This window comes from Corynebacterium sp. LaCa78 (assembly GCF_046717505.1).
Taxonomy (GTDB): Bacteria; Actinomycetota; Actinomycetes; order Mycobacteriales; family Mycobacteriaceae; genus Corynebacterium.
On sequence record NZ_CP177112.1, the window covers coordinates 1,482,514 to 1,508,029 of the forward strand.

The 25,516-nt window shown below is 62.2% G+C and carries 25 protein-coding genes and 1 pseudogene; 14 read left to right on the forward strand and 12 right to left on the reverse strand.

All coding sequences use genetic code 11. The annotated features are described in order from the left end of the window. Nucleotides 1-133: 133 nt before the first annotated feature. Both lexA and ACLI1O_RS07135 read left to right on the forward strand, forming a co-directional pair. Nucleotides 134-844: a transcriptional repressor LexA gene (lexA, locus tag ACLI1O_RS07130; RefSeq protein WP_239269842.1), complete on the forward strand. Its 711-nt coding sequence runs from the start codon at nucleotides 134-136 to the stop codon at nucleotides 842-844. A 483-nt stretch (nucleotides 845-1,327) separates the two neighbouring features. Beyond that, the gene (locus tag ACLI1O_RS07135; RefSeq protein ID WP_239269843.1) at nucleotides 1,328-2,110 is read left to right on the forward strand and encodes a DeoR/GlpR family DNA-binding transcription regulator; all 783 of its coding nucleotides are present in this window, start codon (nucleotides 1,328-1,330) and stop codon (nucleotides 2,108-2,110) included. Nucleotides 2,111-2,189: 79 nt separating this feature from the next. On the opposite strand, the gene ptsP is transcribed toward ACLI1O_RS07135, so the two are convergent. Beyond that, entirely contained in the window at nucleotides 2,190-3,878 is a 1,689-nt protein-coding gene (gene ptsP, locus ACLI1O_RS07140; RefSeq protein WP_239269844.1) for a phosphoenolpyruvate--protein phosphotransferase, read from the reverse strand. A gap of 209 nt (nucleotides 3,879-4,087) precedes the next feature. Here ptsP and ACLI1O_RS07145 point away from each other — a divergent pair, with 209 nt between their 5' ends. The 3 genes from ACLI1O_RS07145 to ACLI1O_RS07155 are packed head-to-tail and all read left to right on the forward strand — an operon-like array spanning nucleotide 4,088 to nucleotide 7,490. Further along, complete coding sequence (locus tag ACLI1O_RS07145; RefSeq protein WP_239269845.1) at nucleotides 4,088-5,050, forward strand: 1-phosphofructokinase family hexose kinase; 963 nt, start codon at nucleotides 4,088-4,090, stop codon at nucleotides 5,048-5,050. A gap of 18 nt (nucleotides 5,051-5,068) precedes the next feature. Continuing rightward, a complete protein-coding gene (locus ACLI1O_RS07150; RefSeq protein WP_284771456.1) occupies nucleotides 5,069-7,165 on the forward strand; it encodes a fructose-specific PTS transporter subunit EIIC in 2,097 nt (698 codons plus the stop codon). 55 nt (nucleotides 7,166-7,220) lie between these two features. Then, the gene (locus ACLI1O_RS07155; RefSeq protein ID WP_239269539.1) at nucleotides 7,221-7,490 is read left to right on the forward strand and encodes an HPr family phosphocarrier protein; all 270 of its coding nucleotides are present in this window, start codon (nucleotides 7,221-7,223) and stop codon (nucleotides 7,488-7,490) included. A 221-nt stretch (nucleotides 7,491-7,711) separates the two neighbouring features. On the opposite strand, the gene ACLI1O_RS07160 is transcribed toward ACLI1O_RS07155, so the two are convergent. Beyond that, entirely contained in the window at nucleotides 7,712-8,743 is a 1,032-nt protein-coding gene (locus ACLI1O_RS07160) for an HNH endonuclease signature motif containing protein (RefSeq protein WP_302519308.1), read from the reverse strand. Between the two features lie 126 nt (nucleotides 8,744-8,869). Continuing rightward, nucleotides 8,870-9,277 (reverse strand): annotated as a pseudogene (locus tag ACLI1O_RS07165) (solute carrier family 23 protein); the annotation flags it as partial. A 221-nt stretch (nucleotides 9,278-9,498) separates the two neighbouring features. On the opposite strand from ACLI1O_RS07165, the gene ACLI1O_RS07170 reads away from it, so the two are divergent. The 5 genes from ACLI1O_RS07170 to ACLI1O_RS07190 all read left to right on the forward strand — a co-directional run bounded on the left by ACLI1O_RS07170 (nucleotide 9,499) and on the right by ACLI1O_RS07190 (nucleotide 12,105). After that, nucleotides 9,499-9,771: a hypothetical protein gene (locus ACLI1O_RS07170; RefSeq protein ID WP_239269537.1), complete on the forward strand. Its 273-nt coding sequence runs from the start codon at nucleotides 9,499-9,501 to the stop codon at nucleotides 9,769-9,771. Nucleotides 9,772-9,895: 124 nt separating this feature from the next. Continuing rightward, nucleotides 9,896-10,270 carry an excalibur calcium-binding domain-containing protein gene (locus tag ACLI1O_RS07175; RefSeq protein WP_239269536.1) on the forward strand — a complete coding sequence of 125 codons (375 nt, stop codon included), beginning with the start codon at nucleotides 9,896-9,898 and terminating at the stop codon, nucleotides 10,268-10,270. A gap of 497 nt (nucleotides 10,271-10,767) precedes the next feature. After that, nucleotides 10,768-11,106 carry a hypothetical protein gene (locus ACLI1O_RS07180; RefSeq protein ID WP_239275891.1) on the forward strand — a complete coding sequence of 113 codons (339 nt, stop codon included), beginning with the start codon at nucleotides 10,768-10,770 and terminating at the stop codon, nucleotides 11,104-11,106. A gap of 157 nt (nucleotides 11,107-11,263) precedes the next feature. Then, the gene (locus ACLI1O_RS07185; protein WP_239269535.1) at nucleotides 11,264-11,782 is read left to right on the forward strand and encodes a hypothetical protein; all 519 of its coding nucleotides are present in this window, start codon (nucleotides 11,264-11,266) and stop codon (nucleotides 11,780-11,782) included. 35 nt (nucleotides 11,783-11,817) lie between these two features. Further along, on the forward strand, nucleotides 11,818-12,105 hold the full coding sequence (locus ACLI1O_RS07190; protein ID WP_239269534.1) for a hypothetical protein: 288 nt from the start codon (nucleotides 11,818-11,820) through the stop codon (nucleotides 12,103-12,105). Nucleotides 12,106-12,543: 438 nt separating this feature from the next. Here ACLI1O_RS07190 and ACLI1O_RS07195 read toward each other — a convergent pair whose 3' ends face one another. From ACLI1O_RS07195 to hflX, 3 genes are all read right to left on the reverse strand, one after another. Beyond that, complete coding sequence (locus ACLI1O_RS07195; RefSeq protein ID WP_411706791.1) at nucleotides 12,544-13,263, reverse strand: HNH endonuclease; 720 nt, start codon at nucleotides 13,261-13,263, stop codon at nucleotides 12,544-12,546. A gap of 126 nt (nucleotides 13,264-13,389) precedes the next feature. Beyond that, complete coding sequence (locus ACLI1O_RS07200; protein ID WP_239269532.1) at nucleotides 13,390-14,670, reverse strand: uracil-xanthine permease family protein; 1,281 nt, start codon at nucleotides 14,668-14,670, stop codon at nucleotides 13,390-13,392. Between the two features lie 32 nt (nucleotides 14,671-14,702). Then, on the reverse strand, nucleotides 14,703-16,211 hold the full coding sequence (hflX, locus tag ACLI1O_RS07205; RefSeq protein ID WP_023030607.1) for a GTPase HflX: 1,509 nt from the start codon (nucleotides 16,209-16,211) through the stop codon (nucleotides 14,703-14,705). A 75-nt stretch (nucleotides 16,212-16,286) separates the two neighbouring features. Here hflX and ACLI1O_RS07210 point away from each other — a divergent pair, with 75 nt between their 5' ends. Both ACLI1O_RS07210 and ACLI1O_RS07215 read left to right on the forward strand, forming a co-directional pair. Then, nucleotides 16,287-17,096 carry a hypothetical protein gene (locus ACLI1O_RS07210; protein ID WP_239269531.1) on the forward strand — a complete coding sequence of 270 codons (810 nt, stop codon included), beginning with the start codon at nucleotides 16,287-16,289 and terminating at the stop codon, nucleotides 17,094-17,096. 11 nt (nucleotides 17,097-17,107) lie between these two features. Beyond that, a complete protein-coding gene (locus ACLI1O_RS07215) occupies nucleotides 17,108-17,656 on the forward strand; it encodes a hypothetical protein (protein WP_284771454.1) in 549 nt (182 codons plus the stop codon). 5 nt (nucleotides 17,657-17,661) lie between these two features. Here the strand turns inward: ACLI1O_RS07215 and dapF are convergent, their stop codons facing one another. Genes dapF through ACLI1O_RS07230 form a run of 3 tightly spaced genes read right to left on the reverse strand, consistent with a single transcriptional unit; the run spans nucleotide 17,662 to nucleotide 20,019 of the window. Beyond that, nucleotides 17,662-18,507 carry a diaminopimelate epimerase gene (dapF, locus tag ACLI1O_RS07220; protein ID WP_239269529.1) on the reverse strand — a complete coding sequence of 282 codons (846 nt, stop codon included), beginning with the start codon at nucleotides 18,505-18,507 and terminating at the stop codon, nucleotides 17,662-17,664. A gap of 10 nt (nucleotides 18,508-18,517) precedes the next feature. Further along, complete coding sequence (miaA, locus tag ACLI1O_RS07225) at nucleotides 18,518-19,417, reverse strand: tRNA (adenosine(37)-N6)-dimethylallyltransferase MiaA (RefSeq protein WP_239269528.1); 900 nt, start codon at nucleotides 19,415-19,417, stop codon at nucleotides 18,518-18,520. Then, entirely contained in the window at nucleotides 19,399-20,019 is a 621-nt protein-coding gene (locus tag ACLI1O_RS07230) for a hypothetical protein (protein ID WP_239269527.1), read from the reverse strand. Before ACLI1O_RS07230 ends, miaA begins: the two co-directional genes overlap by 19 nt. Before the next feature lie 136 nt (nucleotides 20,020-20,155). On the opposite strand from ACLI1O_RS07230, the gene ACLI1O_RS07235 reads away from it, so the two are divergent. Together ACLI1O_RS07235 and ACLI1O_RS07240 are read left to right on the forward strand one after the other, a co-directional pair. Further along, nucleotides 20,156-21,460, forward strand: coding sequence for a DUF349 domain-containing protein (locus ACLI1O_RS07235; protein WP_239275494.1), 1,305 nt, complete (start codon nucleotides 20,156-20,158; stop codon nucleotides 21,458-21,460). Beyond that, complete coding sequence (locus ACLI1O_RS07240) at nucleotides 21,460-22,560, forward strand: GNAT family N-acetyltransferase (protein ID WP_239275492.1); 1,101 nt, start codon at nucleotides 21,460-21,462, stop codon at nucleotides 22,558-22,560. Before ACLI1O_RS07235 ends, ACLI1O_RS07240 begins: the two co-directional genes overlap by 1 nt. Here the strand turns inward: ACLI1O_RS07240 and ACLI1O_RS07245 are convergent. The 3 genes from ACLI1O_RS07245 to recX all read right to left on the reverse strand — a co-directional run bounded on the left by ACLI1O_RS07245 (nucleotide 22,557) and on the right by recX (nucleotide 25,515). Then, nucleotides 22,557-23,183: a hypothetical protein gene (locus tag ACLI1O_RS07245; RefSeq protein ID WP_239269524.1), complete on the reverse strand. Its 627-nt coding sequence runs from the start codon at nucleotides 23,181-23,183 to the stop codon at nucleotides 22,557-22,559. The genes ACLI1O_RS07240 and ACLI1O_RS07245 overlap by 4 nt on opposite strands. Before the next feature lie 22 nt (nucleotides 23,184-23,205). Beyond that, nucleotides 23,206-24,732, reverse strand: a complete 1,527-nt coding sequence (miaB, locus tag ACLI1O_RS07250) for a tRNA (N6-isopentenyl adenosine(37)-C2)-methylthiotransferase MiaB (RefSeq protein ID WP_284771451.1) — start codon at nucleotides 24,730-24,732, stop codon at nucleotides 23,206-23,208. A 183-nt stretch (nucleotides 24,733-24,915) separates the two neighbouring features. Continuing rightward, complete coding sequence (recX, locus tag ACLI1O_RS07255) at nucleotides 24,916-25,515, reverse strand: recombination regulator RecX (RefSeq protein WP_239275489.1); 600 nt, start codon at nucleotides 25,513-25,515, stop codon at nucleotides 24,916-24,918. Nucleotide 25,516 lies beyond the last annotated feature (1 nt).

Genomic DNA, 25,516 nt, shown 5'->3' on the forward strand with positions numbered 1-25,516 from the left:
GTCCAGTTTTTCGCGTAAATCTCGAACGCTTGTACTTTTCGTGCTACAAATGAGTTATGGCACGCAGGTGTCACCCAGTCCCTTTTCAAGCTACGAACGCAGAAACCTCAGACCCCCTAGCTAGGAGCCGCACATGGGCCGCAAGAAAGCAAGCACCGCAAAGAACGATTACGCCTCCCTTTCCGAAAGGCAACGCCGCATCCTTAACGTCATCAGCGATGCAGTGATGCTCCGCGGTTACCCGCCCAGCATCCGCGAAATTGGTGACGCCGCCGGCCTGCAATCCACCTCATCCGTGGCCTATCAGCTCAAGCAGCTTGAGGAAAAGGGCTTCTTGCGCCGCGATCCCAATAAGCCCCGCGCGGTCGACGTACGCCACCTCAACACTGACGACGCCGAAAAGAAGCCGGGCCGCAAGTCTAAGGAGATCCCCGATACCTCTGCCCGCGGCCCTGAAGAGTCTGCCGCCGTAGCTTATATTCCCGTCGTTGGCCGCATCGCCGCCGGTGCACCAATCACCGCAGAGGAAAATATCGACACGTATTTCCCCATGCCAGACGAGGTCGTCGGCGGGGGCGAGCTCTATATGCTGCAGGTCGTGGGCGATTCCATGCAGGATGCCGGCATCCTCAACGGCGACTGGGTCATCATTCGGTCGCAATCGGTGGCTGAGGAAGGCGAGTTTGTCGCCGCGCTTCTCGATGGCTCCGAGGCCACCGTCAAGGAATTCCACCGCGATTCCTCTGGCGTATGGCTCCTTCCGCACAACGATGCCTACCCGCCCATCAACGGCGATGATGCGGAAATTATGGGCAAGGTAGTATCCGTCTTCCGCAAACTCTAAGCCCCGGCAAGCTACGTTAACCAAGCCGCACGCGAGTTTTCGCCTGCGGCTGTTGTCGCCGCCTGCACTCTGCGCCCGCTTTCTTGAAACCCGCTCTTTGCACTTAGTACGCTGCCCTGTTTCCCCTGCTTGGGGAGCAGGGCCTACGAGTTTTAACACATTCCATGCCTTTCTGCCTCGCAATCGCGCCCCAAAAGCCAACTTAAGCGCGCGGGACTTATTGAAAAAGCACCCCCGAAATAACGGATCTGTAAGTTAAGCGCTACTAGGGTTGGCTTTCAACTAGGGCAAATATAGCTGACTGACCTGCGGCTTTCATCCCAAACCAGACAACGGCGCACACCCTAATTTTTGTTTTCGTCCGATTACCGCCGAATTTTGACACAATGGAGGGAGAAATCCCACATCAGTTAGCTTTCACCGAACGCCTGCATTCGCAGATGGAGTAACCGCCCGGACGAAGGCAAGGAGCAAGGAGGGTCTGTGTACGCAGAGGAGCGACGCCGCCAGATCGCGTCCCAAACTGCCGTCGAGGGTCGCGTGAACGTCACCGAATTATCGGAGCGTTTCGACGTGACTGCTGAAACCATTCGCCGCGACCTAGCCGTGCTAGATCGTGAGGGCGTTGTCCACCGCGTTCACGGTGGCGCCGTGGCTTCGCAGGCGTTCCAGACCGCGGAGCTCACCCTCGATACCCGCCAGCGTTCCGCATCTGGGGCCAAGGCTGCCATCGCGCACGCCGCGCTCGATTTCCTTCCCCCTGGCGGCGGCAGCATCTTCTTGGACGCCGGCACCACGATTAATACCTTTGCCGAGCTCATCAGCCAGCAATACCCGCAGGCGCAGTTCAATATCGTCTCCAATAGCCTGCCCATCGCGCTGTCGCTAGCCAATAGCGGCGTTCCCGATGTCCAGCTCCTCGGCGGCACCGTACGCGCTATCACCCAAGCCGTCGTCGGCGATACCGCCTTGCGCACCATGGCGCTCATGCGTGCCGATGTCGCCTTCATCGGCACTAATGCCCTGACCCTCGACCACGGCTTGTCGACGGCCGATTCCCAAGAAGCAGCCATCAAATCTGCCTTCGTCACGAATGCCCACAAGGTCGTGGTCATGTTTGATTCCAGCAAATTGGGCAACGACTATCTGGTGAGCTTCGCTTCCATTGCCGATATCGATGTCGTCATCACCGATTCCGGCGCACCGGAATCCTTCGTTGACGCCCTGCGCGAGCGAGAGATCGATGTCGTGCTCGCCAGCGAATAGCTCCAACACGCGCACGACTTCGCCCTCCCTACTCCGGTGCCATTTCTCACCGAGGTAGGGAGGGCGAAACCTTTGGCCGTTAGTTGAACTTTTCTATCTGCTCCATCGCTGCGGCGCGGGCGGCGGAGGGGCCTTCGGAGTTGAGGGCGGCATCGGCAAGCTGTTGGCACTGGTCAAAGGTCAGCTCGGCCAATTGGGCGCCAACGCCGGCGACTGCGGTCGACGCAGCCGACAAGGAATTGACGCCAAGGCCGGTCAATACGCAGGCCAATAGCGGATCGGCTGCAGCCTCGCCGCACACGCCAACCGGTACGTTGTATTCGTGCCCTGCAATGCAGGTGTGCTGGATAAGCCTCAGCACGGCCGGCTGCCACGGGTCGGTGAGGTACGCAAGCTGAGGCGACAGGCGGTCAGCGGCCATCGTGTACTGGGTGAGGTCATTGGTGCCGATGGATACGAAGTCCAGATGCGGCATGATCTTATCCGCCATCAGCGCTGCTGCGGGCACCTCAATCATCGCGCCCGCGGTCAGTCCGCGCTCCCGGCACAGCTCCGCAAACCACTGGGCTTCCTTCGACGTCGCCACCATCGGTGCCATGACCCAGGTTTCGGCATCGTCGCCGCGGGACTCCGCGGCCTGGGCGATGGCGTCCAACTGGCGCGTCAACAGGGACTCGTTATCGCGGGCAATGCGCAGACCGCGCACACCCAACGCCGGGTTCTCTTCCGAGGACAACGTGGCATAAGAAATCGGCTTATCGGAACCAGCGTCCAAGGTGCGCACCACGACCTTGGAATTGGGGTAGGCGTTAAAGACCTTCTTGTAGATTTTTGCCTGCTCGTCAACGGAAGGCTCCTCGCTCGCGGACAGGAACGACAGCTCCGTGCGGTAGAGGCCAATGCCCTCTGCCTGCGAGTCGGAGGCGATGCGGGCGGCGTTGCCATCAGCCACGTTGGCCAAAAGCTGCACGCGGCGGCCATCCTTGGTTTGCGTCGGCCCAGTCCATTCGGCCACGCGGGCGGCGCGCTCGCGGTATTCCTCGACCGCCTTAGTGGATTCTTCCTCGTCCGCGCCCAGCGTCACGGTTCCTAGGGCACCGTCGACGAAGACGAGCGTGCCGCTTTCAATCTCCCGCAGCTTATTTCCCACGGCGACGATGCACGGAATATCGAGCTGGCGTGCGATGATCGCGGTGTGGCTGGTGGGCCCGCCCAGTTCGGTGACGAGCGCGCGAATATGCGCGGTATCCAGGGTGGCGGTATCGGCGGGCGCGAGGTCATCGGCAAAAAGCACCGCTTGGCCCTCCACCATGGGCAAACCGGGCTCCTGCTCGCCGCGCAGCTGGGCGATGACGCGGTCGCGCACGTCCTTCAGGTCGGTGGTGCGCTCGGCCATGACGCCGCCGGCCGCCTCAAACATGGTGACGAACTTATCCGTGGCTCCCACCGTGGCGAACTCGGCATTCTTGCCCGAGCGAATGTTCTTGCGCACGGCCTTGTGCCACCCGCGGTCCTTGACCATGCCGGCGGTCGCCGTCAGTACTTCCGAGGCTTGACCCTCGGCGGCTGCGGCGCGGTTTTCCAAGCGGCTGGCGACGACATCGACTGCCTCGAGGAAGCGATCGTATTCGGCTTCGCTGCTGGCCTCTTGGTCAATACTTCCTTCAGTAGGCAGCTCCGGGCGGGGGCGCACCCATACGGCTTCTGCATAGGCAACTCCAGCGACAACGCCGGTTCCTTTAACAGTGGACTGAAGCGTATTTTCCATGGCGATACTTCCTTCGAAGATAGCGGCTTATTTATTTCCAGATCATCACAAATCCAACAGAAATGCAATGTATGCCACACGGTTTCTATTGACTTTCCAACACAATCGGGCAAGAATAAACATTAACGGCGGGCTTAACCGCGAGTTCTAACCGGACCGACTGCGTGTGGCCCCCAATATACGCACTCTGCGAAAGGGATAAGTTCTCGATGATCCTCACGCTCACCCCAAACCCAAGTATTGACGCCACCCTGGCGCTCAATCAGCCACTAACCTCAGGCGATGTCCACCGCGCCGCCAGTGTTACCCAGGTTGCCGGCGGCAAAGGCGTCAACGTCGCCCACGCCGTGCACCTCGCCGGGAAAGAAACCCTCGCCCTCTTCCCCGCCCGCGCGGCCGATCCATTCATCAACCTCATCCAGGAGGTCCACCTCCCCTATGCCCACGTGGACATGGATGGCGGCGTGCGCGTCAATACCACCATCACCGAGCCAGATGGCACGACCACCAAGGTCAACGGCCCTGGCCCGCTGCTTTCCGATGCCACCCAAAACCACCTCATTTCCATCCTTACCCACCATGCCCAATCCGCTGATTGGGTAGCCCTTGCCGGATCGCTGCCCAAGGGCGTTGACGCCGGCTGGTATACCGACCTCATCAAGGAGATCCGCAATGCCGCCCCGCAGGCGCGCATCGCCGTGGATACCTCTGATGCCCCGATGAGGGCCATCGCCATGCAGCTCGCTACCACCGCCCCGGATCTCATCAAACCCAACGGCTTCGAATTAGGGCAGCTAACCGGCCAGGATGGCCTCGCCCTCGAGCGCGCCGCTGCGGCCGGGGACTACAGCCCGGTCGTGGAGGCTGCAAGGGATGTCGTGGGTCGCGGCATCAAGGAAGTGCTCGTCACCCTCGGCGGCGCCGGTGCCGTACTGGTAAACGCAGAAGGCGCATGGGCTGCCACCCCGCCTCCCGTCACGGTGAAATCGACCGTTGGCGCAGGTGATGCTGCATTGGCCGGATACCTCCTGGGGCGCACGCAGGGGCAAGGACCGGCATTCTCCCTCGCGCTCTCGGTGACTTATGGCACCGCCGCGGCCGCCAAACCCGGCACCCAATTCCCCCGTCCCGAAGAACTCGATACCGCCCATACCTCCATCTCCGCTCTATAACTAAGGGAGCCTTCCATCATGGCATCCGATCTCATCACCACAGAACTGGTCGCGCTTGACGCCGACTTTGGCGATAGCGTCGACTCCGTTATCACCAACCTCGCCACCTTGGTGCACGATACCGGGCGCGCAACCGAGGTCACAGGCCTCGCCCAGCCCGCCATAGACCGCGAGGCCAAGGCCGGCACCGGCGTGCCAGGCGGCGTGGCCATCCCCCACTGCCGTTCCGAGGCCGTCACCGAGCCGACCCTGGCTTTCGCCCGCCTTACCCGCGGCGTGGATTTTTCCGGCCCCGACGGCGATGCCCAGTTGGTCTTCCTCATCGCGGCACCCGCCGGCGGTGGCAAGGCCCACCTGCAGATTCTTTCTAAGCTCGCCCGCGCCCTCGTGCGCAAGGACTTTTTAGAGGCCCTGCGCACCGCGTCGACGAAGGAGGAAATCGTCAAGGAAATCTTAGCCGTCGTCAACGCGGAAAAGCCGAAGAAGAAAAAGCAGGACGCCGCGGAGGCTGCAGCTGGGGCTGCGGAAGGGGCATCGGCAAGCGCGGGTGCTTCGGCGCAAGCTACCCGCATCGTTGCCATCACGGCCTGCCCAACCGGAATCGCACACACCTACATGGCTGCCGATGCCCTCACCCAAACCGCCGGCGAGCGCGACGACGTCGATCTCACCGTCGAAACCCAGGGCTCGTCCAATAATGAATCGGTCTCGCAGTCCACCATCGACGCTGCCGACGCGGTCATCTTCGCCACAGACGTTGGCGTGCGCGACCGCGAGCGCTTCGCGGGCAAGCCCGTCATCGAAGCCGGCGTCAAGCGGGCCATCAACGAGCCCGGCAAGATGCTCGACGAGGCCATCGCGGCGGCGAAGAACCCAAATGCCCGAAAGGTCTCTGGCACCGCCTCTTCCTCCTCCGCAGAAGAAGAAGGAAAATCGCTGGGTTGGGGCAAGCGCATCCAGCAGGCGATTATGACCGGCGTGTCCTACATGGTGCCGTTCGTCGCCGCCGGCGGCCTTCTCTTGGCCCTCGGATTCCTCTTCGGCGGCGCCGATATGGCCAATGGCTGGCAGGCGCTTTCCACGGATTATTCCCTGTCCAACCTGCCGGGCAATGAGATTACCGTCGACGGCGAGACCATGTCGTTCGAGAACTCCGGGTTCGGGCTCTATATAGGCGCGGTTCTCTTTGCCATTGGCCAGGCCGCGATGGGCTTTATTGTCGCCGCACTTTCTGGCTATATCGCCTACGCCTTGGCCGGGCGCCCTGGTATTGCGCCGGGCTTTGTCGGCGGTGCTATCGCCGTGACCCTCGACGCGGGCTTTATCGGTGGCCTGGTCACCGGTTTGTTGGCCGGCTTTATCGCCCTGTGGATTGGCAATTGGAAAGTCCCGCGCTGGCTCGGTTCCCTCATGCCGGTGGTCATCATTCCGCTGCTGACTTCCCTCGTCGTTGGCCTGTCGATGTACCTTTTGCTGGGCGCCCCACTGGCCGCGCTGATGGAGGGCCTGCAAGATTGGCTGTCTTCCATGTCTGGGTCTTCTGCCGTAGTGCTCGGCATCATCTTGGGCCTGATGATGTGCGTCGACCTGGGTGGCCCGGTCAACAAGGCCGCATACCTCTTTGCCACCGCAGGGTTGTCCACCGGCGATGCAGCCTCCATGCAAATCATGGCCGCTGTCATGGCTGCCGGCATGGTGCCGCCCATCGCTCTGTCCTTGGCAACCTTCATCCGCAAGTCGCTATTTACCCCTGCCGAGCAGGAAAACGGTAAGTCCGCCTGGTTGCTCGGCCTATCCTTCGTCTCCGAAGGCGCCATCCCCTTCGCCGCGGCCGATCCGTTCCGCGTCATCCCTTCCATGATGGCTGGTGGCGCCGTGACGGGTGCTATTTCCATGGCGCTGTCGGTCGAGTCGCGCGCCCCGCACGGTGGTATCTTCGTTGCCTTCGCTATCGACCCATTCTGGGCCTACCTGGTAGCCATCCTTGCCGGCGTGACGGTATCCACCGTCGCGGTCTTGGCCATGAAGCAATTCTGGCCCAATAAGACCGTCCAGCAAGCTGCGCAAAAGGCTGCTCCAGAGACCAAAACCGGTTCCCAGAACGTGGCGGCATAAACCAAACGCTCGTACACTGGATCACGATAAATTAACTACAGAAAGGATAATTTCCATGGCTTCCAAGACTGTAAAGGTGGGCTCCTCTGTAGGACTGCACGCACGTCCTGCCTCCATCATCGCTGACGCCGCCGGCGAATACGACGAGGACATCTTCCTGAACCTCGTCGGTGAAGATGACGATAACGAAACCGACGCGGCTTCTTCCCTGATGATCATGGCCCTCGGTGCCGAGCAGGGCGACGAGGTCACCGTTACCTCTGACAACGAAGAAGCCGTTGAGAAGATCGCCGGCCTCATCGAGCAGGATCTCGACGCTTCCTAAGCGCTGCTGCTCATAACTAGCGTTTAAACACGACTCGTACGCTCCTCGCCTTGACGGCGGGGAGCTTTTGCGATCCATCGGCGGGTTTCCCAGTGCCCATTGCGCCGGCTATTCAGCTCGCTCGCGCGGCGCATAAGCACGGTCGCTAGGATTTTGACCCTGAACCTGTAAATCCGTGCGGGGTGCGGATCTTTTTGTGCTAATCCTCTTGTCCCGGATTCTTAGGATGGCGGCCTGTCGTTTTCGTTCGGGCTGCCGGGGTTCGTGGCCCACGGCGGAAGCCAGCGGACCTTTCCTTGTATTCGGGCCAATCTCCCGCGCCGCGGCGGGGCCTGCGGGTCATCATCGTTGACGCCGTTATGGTACGGGCAACAAGTAGCGAGGTTAGCGGCATTGGTATTGCCACCGTGCTGCCAGCTTTCTAGGTGGTGGATCTGGCACTCATCGGCAGGATAATTGCATTTTTCCCAGGGGCATACGGGATTGAAGGCGGCCGCCATCAAGCGCTGCTTCGCGTTGGCAAACCGGGACGTGCGGTACAAGTTGACCGGCCCTTCAACGGGATGCACAAGCGTGATGTACCCGTGATCGCTTAAGACGCGGCTCGCGAGGTCGGCACCGCTGATGCGCGAGCCATTGGTAAGCTGCAGGGTTATTTCCTCGCCATCGCCATCGACGATGCGGTCGAGCTCGTCCAAGGTGATGACCACCTGCGTAGTGACGGTGGTGCGCGCCCCAGACTTCCCGCCGAAGAAGATGGATTTGACCGATTCCAATGGGCGCTCGGTATCAAGGGCAGAGTGCATATCGGCGACGTCGGCGGATTCCCCGGTGATGGTCAACGACCACGGTCCGCGCGGCCGGCGGGTGATCCGCACCCCTTTCTTCGGAGTGCGGGGCGGCTGTAGCTCCCGCAAGAGGTCGCGCGCCCGCTTACGCAAGGCAGTGGCGCTTCCGCGGAACTCACATAACTCGGAGCGTATGGCCCAAGCATCGCGCTGAGTGCGAGCGCGCAGCGCGAACTTTTCGATGAGGCTGAGCACGTCGAGCGGGTGCGTCGTCGAGCGCGCCGTGCGTTGCTTGGCGCTAAAGGCACAGCGGCCAAAATAGACATCGCAAAGATGCACCACCTCGCGCGCGGCGATGTCGCTGGCGCCGCGCTGCACCACATCACGCTCGCTTAAGCCCCGGGCGGCGGCGATGATATCCATCCCTTGGCCCAGCGCGGTTAAATAACGGTCGAGTGCGTTCATGCCGCCTAGTACAACGCACAATCCGGCGCGGCCGCGACCGCACGCACGAAGGCCTGTGGATTAGGCCGCGAACCGTACCGCCACGGCGCTATTTCGCGGCGGGGTCAACAAAGTTATCCACAGAATTTAGTATTTAGCGTCGTGGCCTTCGCCCACGGTTTCGTACAGCCGCCGCATGATGGGATACGCAATGATGATGCCGACAGAGCCCCAGGCGATGCCCTCCAAGCTCACCCCACCCACGGTCAGGGTCAGGTTGCCGATGCCCGCGATCAAGGCCACCGCGGCCGCCGTCAGGTTCACCGGGTTATTGAAGTTGACCTCATTATCCATCCAGATCCGCACGCCCAGCATGCCGATAAGCCCATAGAGCACGAGGGTGGCCCCGCCAAGCACGCCGGTGGGGATGGTGAAAATCAGCGCACCGAACTTCGGGACGAACGCCAGCAAAATAGCGGTCAGGGCCGCAACCCAATACGCGGCCGTGGAATAGACGCGCGTGGCGGCCATAACGCCGATATTCTCTGCAAACGTTGCAACCCGATTCCACTACCAGTGGTTTCACAGTTCCGCAGGTCAGAACCGTCCGAGCATTCAGGTTATTCCGGCCATTCCGGGGGTTCCGGCGTGGCTTGCGGGATTTTTGCGGGATCCTGGAGGTGTCCCCCGCTACCCGCGTTGTGTTCTGCCTTGCGAGCTGGGCGGCTTAGGATACTTTCGTACCCCCTGTGACACGAGATACTGGGAGTTGAATTATGGCTGAGCAGCATAAACCGCCAACCTGGAAAGCCGTCCTGGCCTGGGCCTCCACCATCCTCGGGGTGCTGGTGGTGCTCGGAGGTCTCCTCAGCATCGAGAAGGGCGGTGTTGGAGCCTTCATCGGTGCGGTCATCATGGGGGTCGCGATCATCTTGCCTGGCGGCTGGTGGATGTACTGTGAGAAGCACGACAGGGACGCTCTGCGGAAGCCGCGAAGGGGGTTGAGAATTACACGTTCTTGTCCGAAGCGGATCGTACCTGCTTGGTAAGCCGCCCGCCGCTGAGAAGGTCAACCGGCGGTGGCCTGTCATTGCCATCGGGTCCATCGTGGGGCTGGTTGTGGGGTCTGCGATTGTCCCGGCGACAGAGAGCGACGTACCCGAGAAGGAGCCTGTGGTGGAGACTCCTACGGCGATGCAGACCTGCGTTGTGGAGGTGACCTCAGAGGGGGCTGTGACCGCAGAGGTCACCCTGACCGAGGTGGTCACCCAGGAGGAGGAGCCAGAGCAGGTTGAGGAGCCGGTGGAAACCGCTGTCGAGGAGAGCAACGACACCGCTGCGGGGGACGTGGAGGAGGCTAACGCTCCGGCCCCTGTGGCGGATCCTGCTCCCGCCTATGAAGCTCCTGTCGCCCCCGCCCGTGAAGCATCCACCTACTACAAGAACTGCGCAGCCGTGCGTGCTGCCGGTGCTGCTCCGCTCTACACAGACAGCTCCGGTAACAGCCGCGATCTCGACAAAGACGGCGACGGCGTGGCCTGCGAGTAGCCCCACCTAGAAAGGAACCCATCATGCAGTGCACCACTATCCGGCCCATGGGCGTCTTGATCCCCGCTGCCCTGCTCCTGTCCGCGTGCAGCAGCGCTAATGAGGCCAAGGAGGACATCACCACGACTGCGGAAGCCGCTCCTTCCACCGAGGTGGCTGCGTCCTCGGACCCCACACTGGACACCATCAATGAAGGAGAGCCTTTCACCATCACCTGCGATGGTGATCGGACCTGCGACATTGACGTCACTATCAGCAACGTGGCTCTACATGACCAGTGTCCCCGAGTCGCCAGCTACGTAGACGCCCCACCGAGGAGCAGACCTATCTCACCTTTGACGCGGAGATCGCCGTCAATGAGTACTCCTGGTCGGATAACTTCTCCTTCACCACCGGCGACGCGAAAGTGCTCACGAAGGACGGATATTCGGAGCCGCTGGGCATCGCATTCGATTGCGAATCTTTGTCCCCCACAGGGGATAGCCTCACCCGCGTGGGTGAAAACAGCGCACGCAGAACGTCTACGCGGTACCTGCGAACGCGGAAAAGCTCATCATCTCACCCCGAGAGGTGCGACGAAGGCTTGGGTACTGGATCTTCCAGGGGCTCCGGCCCCTGCTCAAGGTGATGACAACACCTCAGAGCTACCCGCGCAACCCGCCCAGCTGGTCGATGACGCCACGGCACCGCCTGCCCCGCCTGTACAGGACACCGGGCAGACCACCTCCCACTGCCTCACCGACCACACCCTTTACCAGCGTGGCACCACGGTATTCACCGACGGCACCACCGGATGGACGAAACAGTGCGCAGCGGAGTTCGACGCCGCCCTGTAGCCCCCTGCAAAACTCCTTACCTGCCCCTGACCTCATGCAAGCCAGGGGCGCTTTCGTACGTATCTGACGTGAGGGGAATCTCTTCTTCTCGGTTGTGAAACCTGCGGCACTACCCTACCATGATTGATATCCCAGTCCCACTAGTTAAGGAGGGGACATGAGAATCAAAAAACTACTTGCGGTCAGCCTTAGCGCAGCGGTATTCGGCCCACTCACTACGATCCCCGCGCAGGCTGTTGACATGCCAGATCCTGCGGTTTGGGGCGCTTGCCCACAAGACGGAGCAAAAGACATTGGCAAGGTGATCCGCACATGGCACGGTGGCCCCTACGGGCCGCCAGAAAACCAGCTTGGCGCTGGCGACATCACCCTGAAATGCGGAACTGAGAACGTCGGATTCCGCCACATTGTCAACCGCCACGGCCCGCAGTGGCAAACACTCGCCGACATCGAGGGACGTAACTGGCGCGACATCGCAGACATGGCGCTCACCAAGAACATCACTAATCCCGATCAAACTGCCCCGCAAGATGGTGGCAAATGGTGTGTCAGCTCAGAGATCTATCTCGTCAACAAGGACTCTGGAGAAGTCGTCAAGACAAAGCGAACAAAGACGATCCTGACCGACAAGCATGAAGTGCTCACCACTTTTCCGACGGATGACGGGTGCAACTGATGTCACCCCAGGCCAACTCCATCAAGGAGCAACTCGTGGCATACTTTGCTAACCACAAGCGGCTCCATCTTATGGAAGATGACGATGGGTTAAGGGTCAATATAGTCCGAGGTCACGCCAAGAACGTAGTCAGTTCCATTCCGATAGCACTAACCGATTCAGAGTGGATAGGCTACTTTGAGAGATGCGCTAGGGATGACAACCATCCAATCTCTCTCATGGCTGTACATCTTGACGAAGCCGTATCCATAGCAGTTGAAGCGAAAATGAGTCCAGCAAAAATAGTGCTAGACGGAACCTTCGCTCCCATACCAAAAGGATAAACCCAGCACAGTGGGACACGGGAACATCACCCGTGGCCCTCCTTGCTATGCTTGGATCCCAATGAGAAAACCCCCGATGGCCTGCGCACCACCGGGGAAACAACGGGCCTGTCCCCCACCACGAGGATCAAACACCTCCAAGGAGTATAGCACGGCTATCCAACGCCGCGTCACCAAACCCCGCAAGAAGGCCGACAGCACCTACACCAAAGGCCGCACCCGCTGGGTAGCCCGCTACCGGAACAACATCGACCGGGAGCACTCCAAGACCTTCGACACCGAGAAGCAGGCCAAAGCCTGGCTCCAGGAGCAAGTGCGCGCGCTTCACCGCGAGGAGTGGATCGACCCCAGCCCGCAAGCGCACCGTCCAGCAGATCATGGAAGCCTGGGCCGCCCGGGCCGTGCGCAAGACCACCCGAGACCTCTACCGGATCACCATCAACAACCTTGGCCCCTGGCCTCTACAGGGTGTACCAGCGTGATGTACCCGTGATCGCTTAAGACGCGGCTCGCGAGGTCGGCACCGCTGATGCGCGAGCCATTGGTAAGCTGCAGGGTTATTTCCTCGCCATCGCCATCGACGATGCGGTCGAGCTCGTCCAAGGTGATGACCACCTGCGTAGTGACGGTGGTGCGCGCCCCAGACTTCCTGCCGAAGAAGATGGATTTGACCGATTCCAATGGGCGCTCGGTATCAAGGGCAGAGTGCATATCGGCGACGTCGGCGGATTCCCCGGTGATGGTCAACGACCACGGTCCGCGCGGCCGGCGGGTGATCCGCACCCCTTTCTTCGGAGTGCGGGGCGGCTGTAGCTCCCGCAAGAGGTCGCGCGCCCGCTTACGCAAGGCAGTGGCGCTTCCGCGGAACTCACATAACTCGGAGCGTATGGCCCAAGCATCGCGCTGAGTGCGAGCGCGCAGCGCGAACTTTTCGATGAGGCTGAGCACGTCGAGCGGGTGCGTCGTCGAGCGCGCCGTGCGTTGCTTGGCGCTAAAGGCACAGCGGCCAAAATAGACATCGCAAAGATGCACCACCTCGCGCGCGGCGATGTCGCTGGCGCCGCGCTGCACCACATCACGCTCGCTTAAGCCCCGGGCGGCGGCGATGATATCCATCCCTTGGCCCAGCGCGGTTAAATAACGGTCGAGTGCGTTCATGCCGCCTAGTACAACGCACAATCCGGCGCGGCCGCGACCGCACGCACGAAGGCCTGTGGATTAGGCCGCGAACCGTACCGCCACGGCGCTATTTCGCGGCGGGGTCAACAAAGTTATCCACAGAATTTAGTATTTAGCGTCGTGGCCTTCGCCCACGGTTTCGTACAGCCGCCGCATGATGGGATACGCAATGATGATGCCGACAGAGCCCCAGGCGATGCCCTCCAAGCTCACCCCACCCACGGTCAGGGTCAGGTTGCCGATGCCCGCGATCAAGGCCACCGCGGCCGCCGTCAGGTTCACCGGGTTATTGAAGTTGACCTCATTATCCATCCAGATCCGCACGCCCAGCATGCCGATAAGCCCATAGAGCACGAGGGTGGCCCCGCCAAGCACGCCGGTGGGGATGGTGAAAATCAGCGCACCGAACTTCGGGACGAACGCCAGCAAAATAGCGGTCAGGGCCGCAACCCAATACGCGGCCGTGGAATAGACGCGCGTGGCGGCCATAACGCCGATATTCTCGGCATAGGTCGTGGTACCGGAGCCGCCGAAACCACCGGCGAGGGAGGAAGCGAGGCCATCGGCAATCAGGGCATCGCCGGCAAGGTCGTCCAAGTCGCGGTTGGTCATCTCAGAAACGGCCTTGACGTGGCCGACGTTTTCCGCAATCAGCACCACGAGCACCGGCAAGGCCACGGCGATGGCGGAAAGATGGAACTCTGGGGCGTGAAATTCGGGCAGGCCTACCCACGGCGCGGCATCGATGGCAGCCCTGGCATCCTCGCCTAAATTACCGGTCAGGGCGGCGAAAACCCAGCCGACGACCACGCCGATGAGGATGGACAGGCGCGAAACCATGCCGCGCCCGGCAACCGTGGCTAGGAGAATAACCAGCAGCGTGATGCCTGCGACCAAGGGCTGCGAGGCGAAGTTCTCGGCCGCATTCGGCGCCAAATTAAGCCCGATGAGCGCGACGATGGCGCCGGTAACCGCCGGCGGCATCACAGCATCGAGCACCCGCTTGCCGGCAGCCTTGACCACAAAACCGACCGCCACCAGCACCAAACCGGTCACCAGAATGGATCCGGCCTGCGCCGCAATCCCGTATTGCTGCGAGGCGGTCAGCGGGGCGATGAAGGCAAACGACGAACCCAGGTAGGACGGCAGGCGATTGCGCGTAATCAGCAGGAAGAGGATGGTGCCGATGCCGGAAAACAGCAGCGTGGTATTGACCGGAAATCCGGTCAGGGTGGGCACCAGCAGCGTGGCACCAAACATCGCCACCACGTGCTGCATGCCGATGCCAATGGTTCGGCCCCAACTTAGTCGTTCCTCGGGCGCGACCACGGCGCCTGGTGCAATTTTCTTACCGTCGCCGTGGACGGTCCAACCTAGTATGCTCACGAACCACCATTATGGCCCATGGAGCACGAGTTTTAGGAATCTTCCTCCACGATGAATTCGGCGAGCTCGCGGGCGGTGGTGGCGGGCAGGCGGACATCGACAAGCGTGCCGTCCTCGGTGTATTCCTCGCTGCGCACGGTGCCCTCGGCGTGCACGCGCGAGACGACATCGCCGCGGGTGAAGGGAACCTGCAGCTTAACGTGGCTATCGCGGGAGTTGAGGAAGAGCTCCACGCGCGCGCTCAGCTCGTCGATGCCCTCCCCCGTGCGCGCCGAAACATAGACGACGTCCTCATGATCCAGGACGTGGCGCAGCTCCGCGAGCACGAGCGGGTCGGCCTGGTCAATCTTGTTGATCACGATGATTTCCGGCGGGGCCTGCTCACCAGTCTCGCTGACGATATCGTAGATGACCTTATTGACCGCCTCGATTTGCTTGAGCGGGAACGGGTCCGATCCGTCCACGACGTGCAGCATAATATCGGCGGCGAGTACTTCTTCCAGGGTGGATTTGAAAGCCTCCACCAGCTGGGTAGGCAGGTGGCGAACGAAGCCGACGGTATCGGTGAAGACGACCTGGCGGCCATCGGCAAGCGAGGCCCGCCGCGTGGTGGGATCCAGGGTGGCAAATAGGGCGTCTTCCACAAGCACGCCCGCGTTCGTCATGGCATTAATGAGCGAGGATTTGCCGGCGTTGGTGTAGCCGGCGATGGCGATCTGGGCGATCGTGGAGGACTGGCGCCGGGAACGCTTGACCTCGCGGGCGGTCTTCATCCCGCGCAGTTCCTTGCGCAGGCGCGCCATTTCGGTGCGAATGCGCCGGCGGTCGGTCTCGATCTTGGTTTCACCGGGCCCGCGCAGGCCGACGCCACCATTGGAACCGGCGCGGCCGCCGGCCTGGCGCGAGAGATTGCCGCCCCAACCGCGGGTGTGGGTATAGAGGTATTCCAGCTGCGCCAGCGAGACCTGCGCCTTGCCCTCCTTGGACTTTGCGTGTTGGGCAAAGATGTCCAAGATGAGCATGGTGCGGTCGATGACCTTGGTATTGAGCGCGCGCTCTAATGCCGTGAGCTGGCCGGGGTTCAGCTCACCATCGCACACGACGGTATCGGCGCCGGTGGCCTCGACGATATCGTGGAGCTCTTTGACCTTGCCCGAGCCGATGAAGGTGCCTGGGTCCGGTTTATCGCGCTTTTGGTAGATCATTTCGACCACGTCCGCGCCGGCGGTTTCGGTCAGGGCGGCCAGCTCATCCATCGTGGCCTCGACCTCCGCTACGGTGCCTTCGGTCCACACGCCCACGAGGATGACGCGCTCGAGGCGCAGTTTTCGGTATTCCACCTCGTAGCCATCGGTGGTGTCCTCGGCGCGGATGGAGGTCTCGCGGGTAACGCGGCGGAAGGCATTGCGCTCGGCCAAATCTAGATCGCCGCTGGTGGGCGTGGTTTCCTGCGGGGTGTCCGCGTGGTCGCGGAAGGCCTGGGCGAGAAGTTCGTCCTTGCTCGCCGAGCTATCAGAATTCTGCGGGGAAAATTTGTTCATATTGCTATCTATTTTGGCACGTTAGACCGCAAAACGGGAATTGCGGTTTCCGGGCTTACTGGACAAAGCGATACAATGGTGCCTATGGAAACGACGCAGCCTAGGCCAACGACTACTACCCAGAAGAAGAATACCGAGATGCAGGCGATCGGCCTGGATTTCGAACGCTGGCAGGACGCGGTCGAAGCAGCCATCGCCACGAACCGCCTTGCCGTTACCGGCGAGGTCCGCGGTGGCCAGCTCATTCAATACGGCGACCCCTCGGGCGCCCAGCTTAATATCTTGGCGGTCGAACCCTACGCCACCTTTATCGGCTTCGACGCGGTCACGCAGGGTTTCGCCCACGTGGAGATGTTTAATGACGTGCTAGCGATCATGGACATCATCGATCCCTTCGGCACGCCGCTGGCCCAGGTCACGGCGAACCTCGCGCAGGGGCCGCTGTTGGCAGAAGAACCGCGGCAGGAATGGCAGCAGGTATCGCTGACCGCCATGGGGCTCGATATCACCACCTACGAGTCCCCGGCCGCCTACGAGGCCGAAAACGGCGAATACCCCGCCCTCTTTGAATCCGAGGGCGCCCGCGTCATCGCCTCTGGCTCCGGCGCGCAGGCCCCCACGCCGGCGGCTACCTTCGCCGCCCGGGTGATGGAAGCCGAATGGCGTACCAATGAACTCACCGGTGAGAAATTCGCGCACCTCGTCATGGATGGGCTATTCCCCTTCGATCTCTGCCTGCCGGCGGACCGTGGCGAATTGCCGGTCAAGGATTCCGTGATCTCCGGTACGGCCCTGCTCACCGCCGCTATTGACATGCCGTCCGGCGGCTGCGGCGATGGCGGATGCGGTTGTGGATCCGGCGGTTGCGGCTGCGGCGGGCACTAGATTTTTAGGCCATGCCTTTCCTTAGCGATCCGCAAAACCGGAGGACACTTGTCTTTGTCCTCTTGGTCCTTTGCGCGATCGCGATCGTTGTAACGCTAAAACTGCCCGGCCTCATCATCGCCGCCATGCTGGTGGGCGCGGGCTGGTTCATGCTGCGCACGCGCCCCGATACCGCGGAAAGAAAGGCCCTGCGCAGCTCCATTTCGCTTTCGGCGGACGATATCCAGGACGTCATCGCCGAATTCGAGGAATTCGAAACGTCCACAGAGGCCGAGCCGCTGGCGGATCGCACGCTGTACCGGCCTGCACTGCTGGACCTCGACTGTTCCCACCCCGCCATCGATGCGTTCCACTACGAATTGGCTGGGGCACGCCGCTTTCTCCGCCGGCTCAATATCCGCATCCACTCCCACGGCATGCGCACACAGGACTTGGAAGCCCTCCTCCGCGTCACCGATGAGCGCGCCCGCGAGCTGAAAGAATCGTGGTTGGCGGCCCGCCGCGCGGCCTTCCGGCTCGGCCCGGATTACCGCACCCGGCAGTTCGACGACGAAGACTAAGGCTTTTACAGGCTCGTTTCGCCCGTCGCGACGATGGCGGACGGTCCCGTCAAGCGCGTGCCGTTCTCATAGACCTCAACGGTGACCTCGCCGCCAGGAACGTGGACGTGGACGGTGCCGAGGGCTTGGGCGGCATCGGCAAGCGCGGCGGTAGCTGCCGCGACCGTGCCCGTACCGCACGACTGCGTCTCCCCAACCCCGCGCTCAAAGACGCGCATATGCACGTGCCCCTCGCGCAGCGGGGTGACCAGCTCAAAATTCACCCCGCCCGGGAAGAAGGACTCATCGTAGACCGGCGCCGTTAGGTCCTTGGCGGCCAAAGCTGCTGGCTCCAAGCCCGGAATGACGGCCGCGAGGTGCGGGTTGCCCATATCCACCCCGAGGCCGGCGTAGGACTCACCGCCCACGGACGCGGTAGATACCCCGGTCACGCGCGCGGGGCCCATCTCCACGGTGACGCTCGCGTCGGTAGCGTCACAGGAATGCACCGTCACCTGCTTGGCGCCCGCCCGGGTACCGATGGTGAATGCGTCCTCGCCCACCAAGTCGTGCGAACGCAGCCAGTGGGCAAAGACGCGGGTGCCATTGCCGCACATTTCCGCCACGGACCCATCGGCGTTGCGGTAATCCATAAACCAGTCGGCGGAATCCACCCCGTCCGGAAGTGCCGCCAGCTCTCCTGCGTCCACGAGGGCGCCGGCGCGCACTACGCGCAACAGGCCATCGCCGCCGATTCCCGCCCGGCGGTCACACAGCGCCGCTACGCGCTCCGGTGAGAGCGGCGCCTCGGCGTCGAAGTCTTCTACGATGACGAAGTCATTTTCGGTTCCATGGCCTTTGGCAAATTTCATGCCTTCTACCCTAGCGCCGAAGCGCATACAAAGCCTGGGCCATAGTATCGCCCTCGGCATCGAGCCAGGTAATGCGCTTATCGCGGTTAAACCAGGAACGCTGGCGGCGCACGTACCGGCGGGTGCCAGTAATCGTGCGCTCCACGACATTCTCCCAGGTCAGCTCGCCGCGCTGGGCTTGTAGAACCTGCGCATAGCCAATGGCGCGACCCGCGGTGGAATCGGCCACAAGCCCCTTATCCTGCAGGCGCTCGACTTCCTCGACGAGGCCTTGCTCAAACATGAGGTGCGTGCGCTTTTCGATGCGCGGGTTCAACCACTCGCTATCAGTCCGCAGCCCCAGCAGCTTCGTCCCCCACCGGGGCGGGCCGTTCTTCGGCGGCTGGCTGGCCTTAAAGGACTTGCCGGTCAGCTCGATGACCTCGAGCGCCCGGACGGTGCGGCGGGGGTCTTTGTCCTCGATGATGGCGGCGGCGGCCGGATCGACGCGTGCGAGCTCGGCGTGGAGTGCATCCGTTCCGATATCGGCGCGGCGGGCCTCGTATTTGGCCCGCACCTGCGGATCGGTGGGCGGGAATTGCCAGTCATCCACCAACGCCTGGGCATAGAGCATGGATCCGCCGACGAGGATGGGCGTCTTGTCGCGGGACATGATGTCCTCGATATCGCGCAAGGCCGCCTGCTGATAGCGCGCCACGGAAGCAGTCTCCGTCACGTCCCAGACATCGAGTTGGTGATGCGGGATGCCTTCGCGCTCTGCGGGGGAAAGCTTCGCGGTCCCGATATCCATGCCGCGGTATAACTGCATGGAATCGACATTGACCACTTCCCCACCCAGTTCATGGGCAAGGGCCAGCCCGAGCGCGGATTTGCCGGACGCGGTGGGGCCAACTACTGCGATGGGGCGCATGTTACCTCCCAACCTGCCACGTAGCGGCCTACCCCGAGGGTGGCGTCCGTCGCCCGGACCTGCGCGCGCTTGGGCGTGCAGGCGGCAAGCTCGAGCCAGAGCGCTGGCTCTTCCACGCCGCGTTGCTTCAGCCATTCGGCCTCGCTGCTTGCCGATGCCCCCATCAACACCTCCTCGCACCACCGGTGCGCCTCCTGCGCGCCGGGGATAAGGGCCAGCGGTGCTCTCTCGGTAAGCCCCGCGCTGCCGTCTGCGACCACGATGCTAAGGACCTTTGGGTCTGGCGTGCCCAGGCGGTCGCGGCTATCGCGCACCGTTATCTGTGGGACCGTGGAAAGGACGTAGCGGGCCATGATTTCTGGCAGGTAGTTTCCGGCGCCCACGTGCACCTGGTCGGCTCCCCAGGCGCGTAGGCTTCCCGCGTGGCGGGTATGCCACCGCGAGGAGCGGGATCCGATAATTTCTGCTTCGCCAATGCCGGCGGCTGCGGCTTCGACCGCCAGCGTGCGCGCCGCTGCCAGCAGCGCCCGCGAGGCGGCATCGTTGGGGGCTAGCTCGACTGCCAGCGCCGGCGAGGCGGCCATAACCATGAGATTGAACATTATTCCTCCATACTATCTACCCAAGAGGAGGTAATTAAATAGATTCTAGGCACACGGCGATTTTTCGCGGTAATGTAACCAGTGATTTCATCCGGCAGCCGTGACGCGCGGCGATATATGTCTAGGAGGGCTTTCCATGTCTCCCACCCCTACCCCAGGTTCCATGCCCAAGAAGGGCCCCCGCCCCACAGCCAAGCCCGTGCCCGTGCAATCACCGAGCAAGAACGATCCGGCCAAGTGGGGGCGCGTCGATGCCGATGGGTCCGTCTTCGTTTCCGCCCCCGAGGGCGAGCGCAAGATTGGAGAATGGCAGGCAGGCTCTGCGCAGGAGGGCCTCGAGCACTTCGGCGCCCGGTATGATGACCTAGCCACCGAGATCGAGCTCCTAGAGGCTCGCCTGCGCGCCAACCCAGGCGAGGCCGCAGGAATCAAGCAAACCGCCGCCGAACTCCGCGAGACCCTGCCTACCGCTGCGGTCATTGGCGATATCGCGGCGCTGGATCGCCGCCTCGCTGCGGTTATTGATCACTCCGTTGTGGCCGGTGAGCAGGCGCAGGCGGAGCGGGAAAAGCGCCGTCAGGACGCGATTGCGGCGAAGGAAAAGCTCGCCGCCGAGGCCGAAGAGATTGCCGAAAACTCTACGGAATGGAAGGCCGCCGGCGACCGCATCCGCGCCATTTTGGAAGAGTGGAAGCAGATTAAGGGTATCGATAAGAAGACCGATGACGGCCTGTGGAAGCGCTACTCTCGCGCCCGCGATTCCTTTAATAGGCGCCGCGGTTCGCACTTTGCGGATCTCGATCGTGCCCGCGCGGCGGCGCGAAAGAAGAAGGAAGAACTCGTCGAGCGCGCCGAGGCCATCCAGGACTCCACCGATTGGGGCCCCACCGCCCGCGCCTACCGCGATCTAATGGCGGAGTGGAAGGCGGCCGGCCGCGCCCCGCGCGAGGTCGATGACCAGCTGTGGGCGAAGTTCCGCGCAGCGCAGGACCGCTTTTTTGATGCCCGCAATGCGGTCAACGACGAGCGGGACCGCGAGTTCGCCGAAAACGCCAAGGCGAAGGATGCGCTGCTTGCGGAATACGACAGCCAAATCGACCCATCGCAAAGCATGGACAAGGCCAAGGCTAAGCTGCGTGAGCTGCAGGAAAAGTGGGAGGAAATCGGCTTCGTGCCCCGCAACCAGGTGCGCGAGTACGAATCCAAAATTGAGCAGCTAGAAAAGCGCGTCACCCAAGCAGAAGAATCCGAATGGCGGCGCACCGACCCTGAAGCGCAGGCTCGCGTGGCCCAATTCCAGGCGAAGGTGGAAGACTTCAAGGCCCAGTCCGCGGCCGCAGAGGCTAAAGGCAAGGAGAAGAAGGCCGCGGAGCTGCGCGCGCAGGCGGAGCAATGGCAGGAATTTGCCGATGCCGCTGCCAATGCCGTCAACGATAAATAGTGCACCTCGTTCAGATTGCGCGCCCAACCCAGGTAGCCGAGGCTGAACCGGCGGATTGCATCCGTTCCTTTGTTTTCTGGGCAAACCTGGCGGCGCAGGAAGCAAGCGGCGATGCGGCGGCCTCGACTTCGCCTAGCCGCGTGGTGCACCGCCTGCAGGGTTCGGGCGAATCGCAGACCTACCTTTTCGCGGTGGTCGATGGGCCGGCGACGCTCGGGCCCGTCTCCGAGCTCGGTCTGCCCCAGATCCCCGCCACCGCACCGAGCCCCGAGCTGGACTACGTGGGATTTATCCACATCAGCCTGCCGCTTTTAGAAGAGCGCAATGCCGCGGAAATCGAGTGCGTCCTGTGCGATCTACCGCTGCCCGGTGAACCCCTTGATGCCGAGGGGCACAAGGTGGCTACCTGGATGGGAGATACCGCCTTAAAAATCACCCAGCAGCTCGGCCGCAGCGTCGCGCACGTGGGCCTGCTGCACCCGCCGGAGACGGCGCCGGAATATGACGCAATGGCGGCGGTCTACCAATCCCTGGGCTTTACGCAGCGCCATAGCGAGCGGCAACTAGCCATCGATATTCCAGAGCACCCGGCTGCCGCCCTCTTTCCGCCCGGGCTTTCGGCCGCGATATGGCAGGACTATGCCATTCCGGAAGAACATATCGACGATGTCATGCGCCTTTTAACGGTTGCCTCCGCGGATGCCGATACCGGCACCTTATCCACCGAGCCCATCGTCTGGTCCCGGCAGCGGTTGGAAGAAGCGCATCAACGCCTGCGCTCGCGGCGCGGACATACGCTGCTCGTGGCGCTCATCGATGATGCTGGGGGCATCGTAGCGCTCACGGAGCTAGCACGGCACGAGGCCGCAGATCCGGAGGTCTGCGAATGGACCCTCACCGTCACCGACCGCGACCACCGCCGGCAAGGACTGGCGCAATTGGCAAAACTCACCGCCCTGCACGAGGTCAACCAAGCGTGGCCACAGGTGCGCCGCTGCTATTGTTCCGTCGCAGCCGGCGACGCCGCCATGAACGCGCTGTATGCGCGGCTCGGGGCGCGGGAAATCTCCCAGTCTTCTGCCTGGGAGCTCCACCTTTAGCCCTCGTGCTGGTGGCGGTGGCGCTCGGCGGCCTTTTTCCGGCGGTCATCGACAAGCATCTCCTGCGGCTGCGGGGACGCAATATTGGATTGGAATTTGCCTACCTCATCCAGCTGGCCTGCCGAGGCACGAACCTTTTCTTCTGCCGCGCGCTGCTCTGGGCTACGCCGCAGGGCGACGAGGCTAAAGCCCAAGAAGGCCAGGAAGGTTGCCAGCATGCCCACCCACATGCCAATGGCCGGGCCGTCCGCAGTAGAGCCGCGGTACCAAAAGCCCCACAGGTTAACGAAGAAAGAAACCGTCACCATCATCCACGCAATCAGCCCGAAGGTGGCGCGGCGGGTCAGCAGGGTTGCCGTCGTCAGCACGCCCACGCCAAGTAGCGCGAGCCACGCGGAGATGGTCTCCATCAGCGAGATCTTCACCCCGTCCTCGGTGGTGCCAAAACTTAAGGCCTGCCACCCGTGGGCGGAGCCGGCATAAGGAACGATGAGGTAGACAATATAGGCCGCCACAGCGATCCACAGCGTCACCTTTTGCCCACGCAGATCCATGGTTTGTGCTGCTCGGCGCTCCGCCTGTGCCGCTTCCTGGGCGGCGGTGGTGGTATTTCGCTCTCTCATGGCACCCTAGCCTACTCCCCGGTTAGCAGCCGCAAGAATCCGCTGCGGCAGCGCCAGCAGGCTTGCCGATGCCCGGCAGCCCCAAGCCCACCCCAATCGGAGCGGTAGTGGGGGTTTGGCCCGCTGCCGACATGTCGCCGGCCTTGGTGCGGGTGTGGACGCTTACTGCGGCATCGGCAAGCAAGAAGAACGAGCCTGCGCCCGTGACTTTGGTGCGCACGACGTCGCCGGGGCGAATCTCGGCGGAGATATCCGCGCCGTTGTCATCAATAGGGCTAAAGTGCACGAGGCGCCCATCCCGAGCTCGACCCGACATGCGGTGGGTCTCATCGTTCTTGCGTCCGCCCTCAGCTTGGACCAAGAGCTCCACCTCAGTGCCCACGAGCTTCTGGTTCTCTTCTGCCTGGATGCTATCTTGCAGCGCAACGAGCCGCTCGAAGCGATCCTGGACGACTTCCTTGGGGACTTGGTTGTCCATCTCCGCCGCAGGGGTGCCAGGGCGCGGGGAATACTGGAAGGTAAATGCCGAGGCGAAGCGGGCGCGGCGGACCAAGTCCATGGTGGCCTGGAAATCCTCTTCGGTCTCGCCCGGGAAACCAACGATGATATCCGTGGTAATCGCCGCGTTCGGAATCTTCTCCCGCACCTCATCGAGGATGCGCAGGAACTTCTTCGTGCGGTAGGAACGACGCATGTCCTTCAAAACCTTATCCGAGCCAGATTGCAGCGGCATGTGCAACTGTGGGCACACCGCCGGGGTTTCCGCCATGGCGTCGATGACATCCGAGGTGAATTCCGCCGGGTGCGGGGAGGTAAACCGCAGGCGTTCGAGGCCGTCGATCTTGCCCACTTCGCGCAGCAGCTTCGAGAAAGCAAAGCGATCGCGCGGCATTTCTGGATCGGCGAAATTCACGCCATAGGCGTTGACGTTTTGGCCCAAGAGGGTGACCTCAGAGACGCCCTGATCCACCAGCGCCTGTACCTCGGCCAGAATATCGCCTGGCCGGCGGTCCTCTTCCTTACCGCGCAGGGAGGGAACGATGCAGAAAGTGCAGGTGTTATTGCAGCCCACGGACACCGATACCCAACCCGCGTAGGCGGATTCGCGCTTAGCAGGCAATATGGAGGGGAACGCCTCTAGCGAATCGACGATCTCGACCTGGGCTTCCTCGTTATGGCGGGCGCGCTCGAGAAGGGTGGGCAACGCTGCCATATTGTGGGTTCCGAAGACCGCATCCACCCACGGCACATTGTCGAGGACGGTGTCCTTATCCTTTTGTGCAAGGCAACCGCCCACGGCGATTTGCATGCCAGGATGGTTCTCCTTCGTCTTCTTCAATGCGCCCAGCGTGCCGTAGAGGCGCTTGTCGGCATTTTCGCGGACAGCGCACGTGTTAAAGACGATGAGATCCGGCTCCGTGGCCTCGTCTGCGGCCGCGTAGCCAGCTTCCTCCAGCAAACCGGAAATGCGCTCGGAATCGTGCACATTCATCTGGCAGCCGAAGGTTCGGACTTCATAGGTACGGGTTTCAGGAATTGTCTGCTCCACGTCGGCATAGTTTAGCCATCACCCAGAACAACTCATAACCGTCGCAACTCGGCACCCGTGCAGGCACGTGGGTGGGATCGGGCACGCCGTGAGGCGCGTTGGGGCACGGGCCCGCGATGGGTGGGGCGCGTGTGCGAGTCACTAGGTTGGAGCCAACAAGGCACTAAGCCCCATCCGCCGGATTTAAGGAGAAGACAGCTCCTCGCACCGTTCATCAAGGGCGCTAATGGCGATGTTTAAAGACATCCCCTCGTTGAACCCGCGGCGCGCCAATACTCCCACGATCCTGCGTAGCGCCTTTTCCCGTTCCTTCCTATCTGCAGGAACGGATTTCACGCTGCGCGCCTTCTTTTCCGCCAAGGCTCGGGCCATCGCTTCTTCATCGGCCGCGTCAATTTGGGTGAGGGCTTCGTCTCGGTCTTCTTGACTTACGCCCTTCTCCCAGAGCTCGCGGTCGAGGACGCTGCGCGATTTCCCCCTCCGCTTATGCCGCTGCCGCACCCATTCGGCGGCAAAGGCGGCATCGTCAATTAAGCCGGCATGGGCCAAGTCATCGAGGACCTCGTCAACCACCTCAGGGTCGAATTCGGCCTGTACTAAGCGGTCGTACAATTCCTGACGGGACCGCGAACGCTGGTCGAGCAGGCCCAATGCGCGGGACCGCACCTTTGATTTTGCCTCTTCGGCCTCCCGATCAAAAAGCCCGCCCCCGGCTTCTCCTTTTTCATAGGCTTCAAGGGCCTGGCGGAGTTGCTCTAGCTTGTCAGGGGCGGGTTGATTCATA

What these genes read in the sequence shown, in the direction of transcription:
- lexA (WP_239269842.1), top strand. Translation starts at nt 134, where the DNA reads ATGGGCCGCAAGAAAGCAAGCACCGCAAAGAACGATTACGCCTCCCTT.
- ptsP (WP_239269844.1), bottom strand. Translation starts at nt 3,878, where the DNA reads ATGGAAAATACGCTTCAGTCCACTGTTAAAGGAACCGGCGTTGTCGCT.
- ACLI1O_RS07145 (WP_239269845.1), top strand. Translation starts at nt 4,088, where the DNA reads ATGATCCTCACGCTCACCCCAAACCCAAGTATTGACGCCACCCTGGCG.
- ACLI1O_RS07150 (WP_284771456.1), top strand. Translation starts at nt 5,069, where the DNA reads ATGGCATCCGATCTCATCACCACAGAACTGGTCGCGCTTGACGCCGAC.
- ACLI1O_RS07155 (WP_239269539.1), top strand. Translation starts at nt 7,221, where the DNA reads ATGGCTTCCAAGACTGTAAAGGTGGGCTCCTCTGTAGGACTGCACGCA.
- ACLI1O_RS07160 (WP_302519308.1), bottom strand. Translation starts at nt 8,743, where the DNA reads ATGAACGCACTCGACCGTTATTTAACCGCGCTGGGCCAAGGGATGGAT.
- ACLI1O_RS07170 (WP_239269537.1), top strand. Translation starts at nt 9,499, where the DNA reads ATGGCTGAGCAGCATAAACCGCCAACCTGGAAAGCCGTCCTGGCCTGG.
- ACLI1O_RS07185 (WP_239269535.1), top strand. Translation starts at nt 11,264, where the DNA reads ATGAGAATCAAAAAACTACTTGCGGTCAGCCTTAGCGCAGCGGTATTC.
- ACLI1O_RS07195 (WP_411706791.1), bottom strand. Translation starts at nt 13,263, where the DNA reads ATGAACGCACTCGACCGTTATTTAACCGCGCTGGGCCAAGGGATGGAT.
- hflX (WP_023030607.1), bottom strand. Translation starts at nt 16,211, where the DNA reads ATGAACAAATTTTCCCCGCAGAATTCTGATAGCTCGGCGAGCAAGGAC.
- ACLI1O_RS07210 (WP_239269531.1), top strand. Translation starts at nt 16,287, where the DNA reads ATGGTGCCTATGGAAACGACGCAGCCTAGGCCAACGACTACTACCCAG.
- ACLI1O_RS07215 (WP_284771454.1), top strand. Translation starts at nt 17,108, where the DNA reads ATGCCTTTCCTTAGCGATCCGCAAAACCGGAGGACACTTGTCTTTGTC.
- dapF (WP_239269529.1), bottom strand. Translation starts at nt 18,507, where the DNA reads ATGAAATTTGCCAAAGGCCATGGAACCGAAAATGACTTCGTCATCGTA.
- miaA (WP_239269528.1), bottom strand. Translation starts at nt 19,417, where the DNA reads ATGCGCCCCATCGCAGTAGTTGGCCCCACCGCGTCCGGCAAATCCGCG.
- ACLI1O_RS07230 (WP_239269527.1), bottom strand. Translation starts at nt 20,019, where the DNA reads ATGTTCAATCTCATGGTTATGGCCGCCTCGCCGGCGCTGGCAGTCGAG.
- ACLI1O_RS07235 (WP_239275494.1), top strand. Translation starts at nt 20,156, where the DNA reads ATGTCTCCCACCCCTACCCCAGGTTCCATGCCCAAGAAGGGCCCCCGC.
- ACLI1O_RS07245 (WP_239269524.1), bottom strand. Translation starts at nt 23,183, where the DNA reads ATGAGAGAGCGAAATACCACCACCGCCGCCCAGGAAGCGGCACAGGCG.
- recX (WP_239275489.1), bottom strand. Translation starts at nt 25,515, where the DNA reads ATGAATCAACCCGCCCCTGACAAGCTAGAGCAACTCCGCCAGGCCCTT.